This is a genomic window from Curtobacterium sp. PhB25 (assembly GCF_004365375.1).
Classification (GTDB): domain Bacteria; phylum Actinomycetota; class Actinomycetes; order Actinomycetales; family Microbacteriaceae; genus Curtobacterium.
This window is the reverse complement of the sequence record NZ_SODR01000004.1, coordinates 164,422-177,732: the sequence shown is the minus strand read 5'-3', so window position 1 is coordinate 177,732 and position 13,311 is coordinate 164,422. Positions and strand designations below refer to the sequence as shown.

At 71.1% G+C, this 13,311-nt stretch carries 11 protein-coding genes; 5 read left to right on the top strand and 6 right to left on the bottom strand.

Annotated features, from left to right (window positions below; all coding sequences use genetic code 11):
• Window positions 1-8: 8 nt before the first annotated feature.
• The 5 genes from EDF51_RS09700 to EDF51_RS09680 form a co-directional block, all read right to left on the bottom strand.
• Complete coding sequence (locus tag EDF51_RS09700; RefSeq protein ID WP_134194639.1) at window positions 9-1,853, bottom strand: DUF255 domain-containing protein; 1,845 nt, start codon at window positions 1,851-1,853, stop codon at window positions 9-11.
• Between the two features lie 91 nt (window positions 1,854-1,944).
• Window positions 1,945-2,475: an ATPase gene (locus tag EDF51_RS09695; RefSeq protein ID WP_134194637.1), complete on the bottom strand. Its 531-nt coding sequence runs from the start codon at window positions 2,473-2,475 to the stop codon at window positions 1,945-1,947.
• A gap of 11 nt (window positions 2,476-2,486) precedes the next feature.
• Window positions 2,487-3,554, bottom strand: a complete 1,068-nt coding sequence (locus EDF51_RS09690; protein ID WP_134194635.1) for an NAD-dependent epimerase/dehydratase family protein — start codon at window positions 3,552-3,554, stop codon at window positions 2,487-2,489.
• 58 nt (window positions 3,555-3,612) lie between these two features.
• Complete coding sequence (locus EDF51_RS09685; protein WP_166673520.1) at window positions 3,613-4,485, bottom strand: rhodanese-like domain-containing protein; 873 nt, start codon at window positions 4,483-4,485, stop codon at window positions 3,613-3,615.
• Window positions 4,486-4,643: 158 nt separating this feature from the next.
• Window positions 4,644-6,185 (bottom strand): MFS transporter, encoded by a 1,542-nt coding sequence (locus tag EDF51_RS09680; protein ID WP_123291813.1) that lies wholly within the window; start codon window positions 6,183-6,185, stop codon window positions 4,644-4,646.
• 169 nt (window positions 6,186-6,354) lie between these two features.
• Here EDF51_RS09680 and EDF51_RS09675 point away from each other — a divergent pair, with 169 nt between their 5' ends.
• A complete protein-coding gene (locus EDF51_RS09675) occupies window positions 6,355-7,017 on the top strand; it encodes a TetR/AcrR family transcriptional regulator (protein WP_159574131.1) in 663 nt (220 codons plus the stop codon).
• A 130-nt stretch (window positions 7,018-7,147) separates the two neighbouring features.
• Here EDF51_RS09675 and EDF51_RS09670 read toward each other — a convergent pair whose 3' ends face one another.
• Entirely contained in the window at window positions 7,148-8,779 is a 1,632-nt protein-coding gene (locus EDF51_RS09670) for a phospholipid carrier-dependent glycosyltransferase (protein WP_134194629.1), read from the bottom strand.
• A 66-nt stretch (window positions 8,780-8,845) separates the two neighbouring features.
• Here EDF51_RS09670 and rsmI point away from each other — a divergent pair, with 66 nt between their 5' ends.
• From rsmI to rsmA, 4 genes are all read left to right on the top strand, one after another.
• Window positions 8,846-9,667 (top strand): 16S rRNA (cytidine(1402)-2'-O)-methyltransferase, encoded by an 822-nt coding sequence (gene rsmI, locus EDF51_RS09665; protein WP_123292295.1) that lies wholly within the window; start codon window positions 8,846-8,848, stop codon window positions 9,665-9,667.
• A 134-nt stretch (window positions 9,668-9,801) separates the two neighbouring features.
• Window positions 9,802-11,379: a methionine--tRNA ligase gene (gene metG / locus EDF51_RS09660; protein WP_134194627.1), complete on the top strand. Its 1,578-nt coding sequence runs from the start codon at window positions 9,802-9,804 to the stop codon at window positions 11,377-11,379.
• A complete protein-coding gene (locus EDF51_RS09655; protein ID WP_134194625.1) occupies window positions 11,376-12,284 on the top strand; it encodes a TatD family hydrolase in 909 nt (302 codons plus the stop codon). The genes metG and EDF51_RS09655 overlap by 4 nt, the downstream gene beginning before the upstream one ends.
• Entirely contained in the window at window positions 12,284-13,135 is an 852-nt protein-coding gene (rsmA, locus tag EDF51_RS09650; protein WP_131846663.1) for a 16S rRNA (adenine(1518)-N(6)/adenine(1519)-N(6))-dimethyltransferase RsmA, read from the top strand. The genes EDF51_RS09655 and rsmA overlap by 1 nt, the downstream gene beginning before the upstream one ends.
• Window positions 13,136-13,311: the final 176 nt, after the last annotated feature.

Sequence of the window (13,311 nt, the reverse complement as noted above, 5' to 3'; positions counted from 1 at the left end):
GGATACCGTCACGCCGCCGGTGCTGCGAGTCCGGCGACCAGGTCCGCCGCGGATCGAGCGGGCAGGGCGCACACGCGGTGGTGGCAGACGTACGCAGCCGGGTCGAGGGCGTCCCGGGCCTCGAACAGCTCGAACCCCGCAGCCGCCCACTCCGCAGCCTGCGTCGGGGTCACGCGAGCGATGACCGTGCCGGGTCGGCGCGCGGCGCGGACGGCATCGCGGAGTGGGTCGTGCGGGTCCGACGTCACGACCACGACCTCGCGCGAGGGCCGATGCAGGCCGAGTGCGACACCGAGGGCGTCGGCGTGCCCGAGCGGTCGCTCGGTACCCGTCGTCGCGCGGTCGGCCACCAACCGCGCCGCCGCCGTCCGGTACGCGGAGTCGCCGGTCAACGCCGCGAGGCCGGCTGCCGCTGCGGCCAGCGCCACCGTACCGGAGCGCATCGCGGTCTGCGGCTGTTCCCCGGTCGCCGTGCCCGCTCCTGCGAGCACGGCGTCGACGTCGAACCGGTTCGCCAGGCCGTCGTCGACCAGGGAACGAGCCGTCACGGCGTAGGTGACCTCGCCGGTCACCAGGGCGAGCTCGAGCAGACCCTCGGCCAGCAGCCCGACGTCCTCGATGGTCGCCGGTGCTGCTGACGCACCGCGAGGCGTGCTCGAGCGGACCAGGACGTGCCCGTCGCGCACGTGCGACCGCAGCAGTGCATCGGCTGCATCCCGGGCGAGGCCGATCATCTCGGGGTCGTCGTGACGGTCACCGGCGATCGCGAGTCCGCGGATCGCCAGGCCGTTCCACCCGGTCAGGACCTGGCCGTCGAGTGGTGGCGGGTCGAGGAGCACGCGCTCCGACAGCGGCCGTCGGTACCACTCGCCCTCCACTCGCTGGCCGTCGATCGTGGACTCGCTGTCCTGCGCGGCGACGAACGCTCCGTCGTCTTGCCGCAGGGTGTCGCGCAGGAAGTCCGCGATGCCGCGTGCCTGTTCGGCCCCGGCGACCGCGAGCAGGCCGGCGTTGTCGTAGAGCATCCGTTCGTAGTGCGGCACGCTCCAGTCGCGCTTGGTGGCGTACCGGAACACGCCGCCGTCGGCATCGGTCAGCTCGGAGGCCCGGATCGCGTGCAGCGACCGGTCGAGCAGACCGTCGGCCTCGGCATCGCCGTCGCGTGCTGCGTCGGCGAGGAACTCCAGCAACGGTGTGCTCGGGAACTTCGGCGCGCCGCCGAAACCCCCGTAGGTGGTGTCTTCTGCCTGCGACAGCTGACCGGTGACGGCCCGGATGCTGTCGACGGACGGGAGGCGCGGGTCGGCTCCGCCAGGACCGTCGCCGGCGCGGGCGGTCGCGTCCGCCTCGGCCCCCTGCCGGATCGCCGTCGCGATGGCCGCGGCGTTCGCGTCGACCTCGTGCCGCCGCTCGGTCCACGCATCGAGCACCGCCGCCAGGATCTGCCGGAACGCGGGCACCTGACCGACGGGGGTCGGCGGGAAGTACGTGCCGGCGAAGAACACGTGGCCCTCGGGCGTCAGGAACGTCGTCAGGGGCCAGCCGAGCTGCTGCGTGAACGCGCTCGCCGAGGCCATCAGGCTGGCGTCGACGTCGGGACGCTCTTCGCGGTCGACCTTGACCGCGACGAAGTCCTGGCGGAGCAGTGAACCGATCTCCGGGTCGGCGAAGCTCTCACGCGCCATGACGTGGCACCAGTGGCACGTGGCGTAGCCGACCGACACCAGGACCGGCACGCCGCGCTCACGTGCCTCGGCGAAGGCCTCGGGGCCCCACTCGCGCCAGTCCACGGGGTTGTCGGCGTGCAGCCGGAGGTACGGGCTGACCGAGGTGCCGAGTCGGTTGTCGTTCATGCCTCCAGCGTGCCCCGTGGCGACTGGGCGGACCAACGATCGCCGCGATCTGTGGACGGATCGTCGGTCTCCACAGCCCTCGTCCGAGCGGTCAGCGGGGGAGCCACCCCGTCAACGCGGCGAGACGCTGCGCGACCTGGGCGGGGGCGAGATCGTCCGTGTCCAGCCGGGCGACCGTGTCCCCGGAAGCCGCGTCGAGCCTCCCGGCCGTCCGCGTGCTGTGCGCGAGCTGCGCCTCAGGGACCTCGCCACCTGCCCGCCGAGCGAGGCGCTCGGCGGTGGGACCGTCTGCCGCGCGCAGCAGGACCGTCGTGACCATGGGGTCGTCGCCCATGGCGGCGGCCAGACGCTCGTGCTCGAGCACGGACACCGTGTTCGTGTAGACCAGCCGGTGGTGGCCGAGCTCGCGGTAGGCCTGCCACATCGCGGCGAGGTTCCGCTCGGCCAGGTGCGCCTCGGGGTGCTCGACGTGCGGCGCCGGGTGCGCGAGGTCCAGCAGGTCGCCCTCGATCACCGCGTGACGGACGTCCGCTGCGACGAGCAGGTCGTGCAGCGCCTCGGCGGCCGTGGACTTGCCCACGCCGGACCGCCCGCCGACGAACAGGACCTCGGAGCGGGGCACGCTCGGCACCGTCACCCGAGGCCGAGCGACAGGAGCGCGAGGGCGGCGTCCTCGGGGCCGTAGTCGAACAAGCGCTCCCAGAACGGGTCGTCAGCCCACGGCACGTCGCCGTCGACCGGCGTACTCTGCGCGGTCTCCATCAGCCAGTCGAGTTCGGGCAGGACCGCCGTGGCGAAGGTCGGCGGCTGCCACCCGAGCGCCCGCGCCGCCGTCGTGTCGAGGACGAACGGTGACGGCGACGACCACGGGGTGGTCCCGACGAAGGCGGGGGCGTCCGCGTCGAGCAGGACCTCGTCGAACCGGTGGTCGAGGTGCCCGGCGATGGTCCGCACGATCTCGAGCGCCGTCGGAGCGGTGTCGTCGGCGACGTTGAGGATGCGCCGGTCAGGAGCATCGGCGACCAGGCGGACGAGCGAGCCGATCCCGCTCGCGGCCGTCGTGTGGTCGACGCCGCGGCCGTGGTCGGCGAGCAGGATCCGTTCGCGCCCGTCGAGCACCCGTCGCACCACGAACCACTCGCGCGGACGGCCGATGCCGACGCCGTACACCTTCGACGGTCGCAGGACCGTGACCGGGGCGCCGTGGTCGAGGAGGACCTGCTCCGACGCCACCTTCGCGGCGCCGTAGCCGTCGCGGCTGGTCGGGTCGCCGTCGCCCGCGGTGACGGTCGGCTGGATCTCGGTGACCGCGCCGCCGAAGACCGGCTTGTCGGTCGAGTTCGCATGCCGCCCCTGCTCGTCGGCGTAGACCGCGCGCGAGGAGACGAAGACGGTGGAACCGACGTCGTCGAGGAACGGCAGGAGCTGCGTCGCGTCGTCGCGGGTCAGCCCCACGGTGTCGACGAGCAGGTCCGCGCCGGGGCGGAGGAGGTCACGCACGGTGCTCGTGTCGCGGCGGTCACCGGCGGTGAAGCTCGCGCCCGATGCGCTCAGGGCGTCGGCCGCCGGGCCCCCACGACGGGCGAGGACGTCGACTTGCCAGTCGTCGCCGCCTCGGCCGGAGGCGTCGAGCAGCTCACGGGCGACGGCCGAACCGATCCCGCCCGTGCCACCGAGGATGACCGCGCGTCTGGAGCTCATGCGCCAACGCTAGCCGTGCCATGGGCGGTCCTCGGGACGGGACCGGCGGGCGTCGGTGTCAGGACGCCAGCGCCTCGGGCTCGTGTCGCCACCAGTCCAGCAGCGAGCCGTCGTAGACGGTGACCTTGTCGTGGCCGAGCACGGTCAGTGCCAGGGCGTCCACGCACGCGGCGCTCCCGACCCCGCAGTACGTCACGATCTCGTCCTCGCCGACGACGGCGGCGAACGCCTCGGCGAGCTTCGGCCCCCGCAGGTAGGCGTTCGTCTCCGGGTCCACCAGGGTGTCCGCCGTGATGGGGGTGCTGCCCGGGATGATCGGCGGGTGGTCGTCGCCGAGGGCCACTTCGGGCGCCGCGAACACCAGCGCCGCGGGCTGCTCACCGGTCACGGCTCGGCGGACACGGGCGTGGTCGGCCCAGAGCGGGCGCTCTTCACCGGCGAGGAAGGCACGGTCGTCGTCGGATGCCTTCGCCGCACCGGACGCTTGGCGCAGTGCTCCGACGCGGACCGGACGGCCCTCGTCGCGCCACTTCGTGAAGCCGCCGTCGAGGACCGCGACCGAGTCGAAGCCGAACGAACGGAAGATCCACCACAGTCGTGCCGACCACTCGCCGACGCTGTCGTCGTAGACCACGACCGTCGAGGTGTTCGTGACACCCAGGTCGCCGGCCGCAGCCTCGAACCGTTCGGCACTCGGGCGGGTGAAGGGGACCTCGGCGCCCGGCGTCGAGAACGCGTCGACGAGGTCGGCGAAGCGGGCGCCGGGGACGTGCCCGCGCTGCTCGTAGGAGTCGACTGCGGAGTGCCACATCGTCTCGAGGCCGGTCCCCACCGTGTGCACGGAGGCGTCGAGGACGACGAGCTCGTCACCACCGAGGTGGTCGGCGAGCCACTGCGTCGACACGAGCGGCGAGGTCAGGACGGGGGCCATGCCGCACACGATAATGCGGACCACTGACGGGTGACAGGGAAACCGACACACTGCGCAACCGGGGCGCGTGTGGTGGCTGGTGCGTCGACTCGGAACGACACGGTGGTCGTCGTACGACATCGCGATCGTCGTTCCGAGTCGGCAGCCCCGCTGACGCGTCAGTGTGCGGCGGCGGGGATGCTCCCGGTCGTCGTGGACGCGGCGTGGGCGAGCCGGTCGAGCCGCACCGACTGCCGGTTGATGAGCAGGCCACCCGCCAGGGCGACGAGTACGAGCACACCGGCCGAGATGCCGAACGCCACGTGGTAGCCGTCGAGCGTGGCCTGCGCCTGCTGCAGCTTCGTGGGCGCCGCCGACAGCCCGGTCAGGCTGTTCTTCACGACGTCGGCGAAGATCGTCGACAGCAGCGCCGTGCCGATCGAGCCACCGATCTGCTGCATGGTGTTCACCGTCGCCGAGGCCACACCGGCGTCGGCTCGGGCCACCCCGGTGGTCGCGGTGTTCATCGCGGACGAGAAGATCGTGCCCATGCCGAGCCCGATGACGATCAGCGCCGGCAGGACGGTGCCCGCGTAGGAGCTGTCCAGGTCGGTGCGCAGCAGCAGGAGCAGGCCGATCGCGGCGACGAGGCCACCGGCGAAGATCAGGATCTTCGGGCCGATGCGGGGCAGCAGTCGCCCACCGATCTGCGTCGCCGAGATCATGATCGACAGCGGCATCGGCAGGAAGGCCAGACCGGTCTGCAGCGAGCTGAACCCGAGGGTCTGCTCGAGGTAGTAGGTCAGGAACAGGAAGATGCCGAACATGCCGATCGCCACCAGGCCGATCGCGATGAACGACCCGCCGCGGTCACGGTCGAGCACGACCCGCAGGGGCAGCAGCGGGTGCGCCACACGTGTCTCGATGAACACGAACGCGGCGATCAGGACGACGCCGCCGGCGAGCATCGCGATGGTGACGGGGGAGTCCCAGCCGTTGGTCTCGGCGTTCGAGAACCCGTAGACGACGCCGACCAGACCGGCGGTGATGGTGATGACGCCGGCGACGTCGATGCGCGGCCGGTCGACCTTCGGCGGCTTCTCCATGAACACGAGCGCGCCGATCACGCCGAGCACGGCGAAGACGACGTTGACGTAGAGGCACCAGCGCCACGACGCGTACTCGGTGAGCACGCCGCCCAGGAGCAGGCCGATGGCCGCACCGGAACCGGCGATCGAGCCGAAGATGCCGAACGCACGACCGCGCTCCTTCGGGTCGCGGAACGTGGTGGTCAGCATGCCGAGCGCGGACGGTGCGAGCAGGGCGCCGAAGACACCCTGCAGGGCACGGGCCGCGACGAGCAGGCCGAACGAGTCGGCGAGGCCGCCGAGCACGGACGCGACCGCGAAGCCGACCAGGCCGATGATGAAGGTGTTCTTGCGGCCGAACAGGTCGCCGAGGCGCCCGCCGAGCAGCAGGAGCGAGCCGAACGCCAGCGAGTACGCGGTGACGATCCACTGGCGCTGGTCGGTGCCGAACCCCAGGTCGGCCTGGGCCGACGGGAGCGCGATGTTCACGATCGTTGCGTCGAGCACGACCATCAGCTGGGCGAGGGCGATGACCGCCAGGGCGATCCAGCGGTGGTTGCTCTTGGCGGGGGTGGTGCCAGAAGTCGTGGGTGCTGCCCCGGTGGGGGTCGGCACGGTGTGTTCTGCCGTCACGGCAGCCTCCTTCGAGAAGGTTGGAGGGGGAGCACGAAGCGCGCACCGTCGGGCGTTTCGAAGAGGAGAGGTGTCAAACGGATGCACGGCATCCGTTTGTCGACAGTGTAGACCGAAACGGAAGGTTCGCATCCACTTATTCCCAGAAAGTTCAACTAGGTTCGGCATCGTGAGCACCACCGAGTCCGCGCCCGACCTCGAGCGCCCGCTGCGCGCCGATGCGGCACGCAACCGCGAGCTGATCCTGCAGACCGCTCGCAAGTGCTTCGCGGAGCGCGGGCTGTCGGTCACCCTGAACGACATCGCGCACGAAGCGGGGGTCGGTGTCGGCACCGTGTACCGGCGCTTCGCCGACAAGGACTCCCTGATCGAGGCGCTGCTCGCCACCAAGTTCGAGGCGATGAACGACGCAGCAGCCCGCGCCGCCGACGTCGTCGACCCGCGCGAGGCTCTGCGGGTCTACCTGACCGGCGTGTTCGAGTTCCGTGCCCGCGACCGTGCGCTCGCCGACGCCATCGTGCGTGCCGGCAAGGCGCGTCCGTCGATCGTGCAGGAGCGTGACCGGCTGGAACGCCAGGTCTCCGCGATCATCGGTCGGGCCGAGACCGCCGGGGTGGTCCGCGCCGGCTTCGACTACCGCGACCTGCCGATGCTCACCGCCATGGTGGGCGCCGTCGCGGACGCCACCCGCGAGCACGACCCGAACGCCTGGCGCCGGTACGCCGAACTCCTCATCGAGGGCGTCCTGCCGCAGACCCGGACCGCGCCGAGCATGGTCGGCGACCCGCTCGACCGCGAGTCCATCGAGCGCGCGCTGCACGCGCAGTCCTGACGCGTCCCCGCGGACCGCGCGCGGCTCCGGTGCCAACCGACTGCGGACTGGAGGCCCGTGGCGGAGTCGACCCGTGCCTCCCGTCCGGCGGTCTGGTCGCGACCAGTGCGCCGGGCCGACCCGACGCGCGCTACAGCCAGCTCGGCAGCCAGTAGTGCGACCGGATGAAGTCCCACGGCACCTGGATCGCGGTCCACATCGGGTACCAGTACGCCGACGCGAGCACCACCACGACCAGGTACACGCCGACCCACACGATCGCCCGGGTCCGTCGGGGCCGTGGATCGGTCCGTGACCCGAGCACCAACCCGATCGCCGCCGCCAGCGCCATCACCATGAAGGGCTCGAAGGCGATCGTGTAGAACTGGAAGACCGTCCGGTTGACGTACATCAGCCACGGCAGGTAGCCCGCGGCGACGCCGAGCAGGACGAAGCCGTACTGCCACTGTCGGCGCAGGATCCAGAGCACGAGCAGCGCCACGGTCGCGATGACCGCCGCGTACCAGATGAACGGGTTCGCGACGCCGGTGATCGCCTCGCCGCAGCGGCTCGCCGAGCAGCCGTCCTGGCCGGCATCGGTACCGACGTAGAACATCGACGTGGGCCGCTGCATCACGAGCCAGAGCAGCGGGTTCGCCTGGTACGAGTGCGGCGTGTGCAGCCCGATGTTGAAGTTGTAGATCTCCGACTGGTAGTGCCACCAGTTCTGCAGGCTGTCCGGCACCCAGCGGAGCAATCCGGTCCACCGCTCGCCACCGGAGGCCAGCCAGTTCCGGTCCCAGCCGTCCTTCGACACGAACCAGCCGGTCCACGACGCGACGTAGGTGACGGCGGCGATCGGCACGGTGAGCAGGAACGACACCGGGGCCTGCTGCAGCAGCGCACTCGACGACCAGAACTCGACCCCCGCACGGCGGCGCATCATCATGTCGCTCAGCACGGAGTACACGGCGAAGAACGCCAGGAAGTACATCCCCGACCACTTCGTCGCGGTGGCCAACCCCATCGTCAGCCCCATCGCGAACAGCCACGGACGCCACCAGAGCACGGGCCCCCACAGGGTGTCCCGGCCGGCGGCGACGCGCTCGGCGACCCAGTCGTCGAGCCGCCGCTGACTCCGGCGCCGGTCGAGCAGGAGCGCCCCGAACCCGAGCACGACGAAGAACGTCAGGATGCCGTCGAGCAGCGTCACGCGGGACATCACGATGGCCTGGCCGTCGATCGCGAGCAGGCCGCCGGCGAGCGTGCCGACCAGGGTGGAGCGGAACAGCGACCGGGCGATCACCGCGGTGAGGAACACCGTCGCGATGCCGAGCACGGCGACGGCGAACCGCCAGCCGAACGAGTTGTCCGCCCCGAACAGGAGCATGCCGAGCCCGATCAGGTACTTGCCGAGCGGCGGGTGCGCGATGAACTCCGCGGCGCTGGTGAAGATGTCCGTCTCACCACTCGAGAACCGGTCGTCGGTCGTCGGGGCGGAGTCGCTGCTCGGGTTCGCCGGCCAGGTGCCCTCGTAGCCGAGGTGGACGATCGACCAGCCGTCCTTGACGTAGTAGGTCTCGTCGAAGACCAGCGAGTGCGGGTTCCCCAGGTTCGCCAGGCGCAGCACGGCGGCGAGCAGCGTCACCGCGATCGGTCCGGCCCAGCGCCACACCGCGACGCGCTGGGCGGTGGAGAGCACCCGCCCCCACCAGTCGTCGAGGCGCGAGCCGACCGGCCCGTCGGGCACGGCCGTGCGGTCGTCGGTCAGCTCGCTGGTCATCGCTGAGCATCCTACGGATCGACCGCATGTCCGCGCTGCGACCGTGCTGCGACGACAATGGGTGGCGTGATCGTCCTCGCAGCAACCCCCATCGGCAACCTCGGGGACGCCTCGCGCCGTCTCGTCGAGACCCTCTCCAACGCCACGGTGGTCGCGGCGGAGGACACCAGGACCGCCATCCACCTCATGCGCGCCCTCGGCATCGAGAACCGTCCGCGGCTCATCGCCCTGCACGAGCACAACGAGCGGGCGAAGGCGTCCGAGGTCGTCGAGCTCGCCCGCGACGAGGACGTCGTGGTCCTCACCGACGCCGGCATGCCCGCGATCAGCGACCCCGGCTTCCCGCTCGTCGAGGCCGCGGCCGCGGCGGGCGTCACGGTCACGGCACTGCCCGGCCCGTCGGCGGTGCTCATGGCGCTCGCCGTCTCCGGACTGCCGACGGACCGCTTCACGTTCGAGGGGTTCCCGACGCGCAAGGGCGGCGAGCGTCGCCGTGCGTTCCAGGCGCTCGCGGGGGAGCAGCGCACGATGGTCTTCTTCGAGTCGCCGCACCGGTTGGCCGAGACGCTCGCCGACATGGCCGTCGGGTTCGGGGGCGACCGTCGTGCCGCGGTCTGCCGTGAGCTCACGAAGCTGTACGAAGAGGTCCGTCGTGGGCCGCTCGACGAGCTCGTCACGTGGGCATCAGAGGGGGTCCGGGGCGAGATCTGCATCGTCGTCGCCGGTGCCGCCGAGGCCACCGAGGAGGCAACGCTCGACGACGGGGTCCGCCTCGTGCTCGAGCGGGTGGCCGCCGGCATGCGCATGAAGGAGGCCGCAGCGGCGGTCGCGGACGCGACCGGGCTGTCGAAGCGGGACCTGTACGAAGGGGCGCTCGCGGCGCGCTGAGCGGGGCTCGTCACGTTCGCGTCGGCCGGTCTGGAGGCGCGGGGCGGGCCCGCCACGGGCCTCCCGGATCCGGTTTTCCACAGTCCACCGCCGCGCGCGTCATCCGGGTTCCGCGCGCCCGTAGGATGGTCCGCATGTCCGACGGGTCCTCGTTCAGCATCACCACGCCGATCTTCTACGTGAACGACGTGCCCCACATCGGGCACGCCTACACCGAGGTCGCCGCGGACGTCCTCGCGCGCTGGCACCGGCAGCGGGGTGACGACACCTGGCTGCTCACCGGCACCGACGAGCACGGCCAGAAGATCCTGCGCACCGCCTCGGCGAACGAGGTCACGCCCCAGGAATGGGCCGACCGACTCGTGACCGAGGCGTGGAAGCCGCTGCTCGACACCGTCGACGTGGCCAACGACGACTTCATCCGCACCACCGACGAGCGCCACGAGCGCGGTGTGACGGCGTTCCTGCAGAAGCTCTACGACGACGGCTTCATCTACGCCGGTGAGTTCGAGGGCTTCTACTGCGTGGGCTGCGAGGAGTACAAGCAGCCGAGCGACCTGGTCCCCGGCACCGGTGCGTACGAGGGGCAGCAGGTCTGTGCCATCCACTCGATCCCGGTCGAGGTGCTGTCCGAGCGCAACTACTTCTTCCGCATGTCGGACTTCGAGCAGCGCCTGCTCGACCTGTACGAGTCGAACCCGCTGTTCATCCAGCCGGAGAGCGTCCGCAACGAGATCATCTCGTTCGTGAAGCAGGGCCTCCGCGACCTGTCGATCTCGCGGTCCAGCTTCGACTGGGGCATCAAGATCCCGTGGGACAGCGACCACGTCCTGTACGTGTGGTTCGACGCCCTGCTCAACTACGTCACGGCGCTGGGCTACGGCACCGAGGACGACGAGGCCTTCAAGCGCCTGTGGCCGAGCGTGCACATCGTCGGCAAGGACATCGCCCGCTTCCACGCGGTCATCTGGCCGGCGATGCTCATGGCTGCCGGCCTGCCCGTGCCGGAGCGCGTCTTCGGTCACGGCTGGCTGCTCGTCGGCGGCGAGAAGATGTCCAAGTCGAAGCTGACCGGCATCGCGCCGTCGGAGATCACCGACACCTTCGGGTCCGACGCCTTCCGCTACTACTTCCTCCGCGCCATCACCTTCGGGCAGGACGGCAACTTCAGCTGGGAAGACATCTCGGCGCGGTACCAGGCCGAGCTCGCGAACGGCTTCGGCAACCTGGCCTCCCGCCTGGTCGCGATGCTGCAGAAGTACTTCGACGGCGCAGTGCCGGCACGCGGCTCGCTGACCGAGTCGGACCAGGCGATCGATGCCCTGGCGGTCTCGGTCACCGAGCGTGCCGACGCCGCCATCGCCGCGTTCGCCCCGCACGAGGCGATCGCTGCCGTCTGGGAGCTCGTCGACGCCCTGAACGGGTACATCACCGAGCAGCAGCCCTGGGCCCTGGCGAAGGACGACGCGAACCGCGAGCGTCTCGGTACCGTCCTGACCACGGCACTCCGTGGGCTCGGCACCGTCGCGGTGCTGCTCTCCCCGGTGATGCCGAAGGCCACCGAGAAGCTGTGGGCGTCGATCGGTGCCGGCGGCTCGATCGCCGAGCAGCGAGTCGACCGTGCCTTCGAGTGGCAGGGTGCTTCGCACGTCGTGGCGCTCGAGAGCGGGCTCTTCCCGCGCATCGAGCAGGCGGAGCAGGGCGCCGCGTGACCGACGCGCACCTCCGCTCCCGCGGCGACGGTGACGGCTCCAAGCGTGATCTGACCTACCCGCCGTTGCCCGAGGCGCTCGTGGTCCCGGTCTACGACAACCACACCCACATGGAGATCGCCGACGGTGGCGACGGGGCGCTCGACTACCGCGAGCACCTCGGCCGTGCCTCGAGCGTCGGCGTCCGCGGTGTCGTGCAGGTCGGCACCGACCTCGCCACTTCGCAGTGGTCCGCATCGATCGCCGCCCGTGAACCCCGCGTGCTCGCAGCGGTCGCACTGCACCCGAACGAGGCGCCGGCGCTGCAGGAGCAGGGACGGCTCGACGAGCACCTCGCCGGGATCGAGGCCCTCGCAGCGCTGCCCCGCGTCCGGGCGATCGGCGAGACCGGACTCGACTTCTTCCGCACCGGTGAGGACGGCCGCGACGCCCAGATCCGATCGTTCGAGGAGCACATCCGCATCGCGAAGGAGCACGGCCTCGCGCTGACCATCCACGACCGCGACGCGCACGACGCCGTGGTCGAGGTGCTCGACCGCGTCGGGGCTCCGGAGCGCACGGTGTTCCACTGCTTCTCCGGCGGACCCGACCTGGCTCGGCTCTGTGCCGAGCGCGGTTGGTACATGTCGTTCGCCGGCACCGTGACGTTCAAGAACGCGGCACCGCTCCGCGAAGCCCTCGTCGTCGCGCCGCGGCACCTGATCATGGTCGAGACGGACGCGCCGTTCCTGACCCCGACGCCGTACCGCGGCCGGCCGAACGCCCCGTACCTGATCCCGATCACCCTGCGGTCGATGGCGGAGACCCTCGGCACCGATGCCTCGATGCTCGCCGCGCAGATCGCGTCGAACACCGAGCTCGTCTACGGTGCGTGGGACGCCGAGCCCGTGACGGTGGACGAGTAGTGGGCGCGCTGCTCGGCCCGGCCGAGATCCGGGAGCTCGCCGCCGAACTCGACGTGACCCCGACGAAGAAGCTCGGGCAGAACTTCGTGCACGACGCCAACACCGTCCGGCGCATCGTGTCGGTCGCCGGCGTGACGCCGTCGTCCCGGGTGCTCGAGATCGGACCCGGCCTCGGTTCCCTGACCCTCGGGCTCACCGAGACCGGCGCGCCCGTCACCGCCGTCGAGATCGACAAGCGGCTCGCGGCGAAGCTGCCGTCGACGGTCAGCGCGCTGCAGCCGGCGGCGACGTTGACGGTCGTGCAGCAGGACGCGATGACCGTCGCCGCATCGGACCTCGACACCGAACCGACGCACCTCGTCGCGAACCTGCCGTACAACATCTCGGTGCCCGTGCTGCTGCACCTGCTCGCCACCTTCCCGTCGATCGAGCGGTCGCTCGTGATGGTGCAGGCCGAGGTCGGGTACCGTCTCGCGGCGGGCCCGGGCAGCAAGGTCTACGGGTCGCCGAGCGTCAAGGCCGCCTGGTACGGCTCGTGGAGCACGGCCGGGCTCGTCAGCCGACAGGTGTTCTGGCCCGTCCCGAACGTCGACAGTGTGCTCGTGGCGTTCGACCGGCACGAGCCCCCGGGGGACGAGCGGCTGCGGTCGCGGGTCTTCACCCTGGTCGATGCGGCGTTCCAGCAGCGTCGGAAGATGCTGCGGCAGAGCCTGTCCGGTGTGCTCGGCGGCAGTGCCCACGCCTCCGAGGTCCTGACGGCGGCGGGCATCGACCCGACGGCGCGGGGCGAGGCGATCGGGGTCGACGACTTCGTGCGGCTCGGTCGGACGGTCCTGGCTGCTGCGGAGTAGCTCGTCTCCCGCCTCGGATCGGCGAAATACGGAATGTTTGGTACCGTCCGTTCGGTGCTCCTACGGTTGATCACATCGACCAAGGAGACACCATGCAGCCGACCGAACCACGCCGACCGAACCGCCGCGGTCTGACCGAGGAACAGCTCACAGCGGGACGTCGTCGTGCCCTGCTC

What these genes read in the sequence shown, in the direction of transcription:
- EDF51_RS09700 (WP_134194639.1), bottom strand. Translation starts at nt 1,853, where the DNA reads ATGAACGACAACCGACTCGGCACCTCGGTCAGCCCGTACCTCCGGCTG.
- EDF51_RS09690 (WP_134194635.1), bottom strand. Translation starts at nt 3,554, where the DNA reads ATGAGCTCCAGACGCGCGGTCATCCTCGGTGGCACGGGCGGGATCGGT.
- EDF51_RS09685 (WP_166673520.1), bottom strand. Translation starts at nt 4,485, where the DNA reads ATGGCCCCCGTCCTGACCTCGCCGCTCGTGTCGACGCAGTGGCTCGCC.
- EDF51_RS09670 (WP_134194629.1), bottom strand. Translation starts at nt 8,779, where the DNA reads ATGACCAGCGAGCTGACCGACGACCGCACGGCCGTGCCCGACGGGCCG.
- metG (WP_134194627.1), top strand. Translation starts at nt 9,802, where the DNA reads ATGTCCGACGGGTCCTCGTTCAGCATCACCACGCCGATCTTCTACGTG.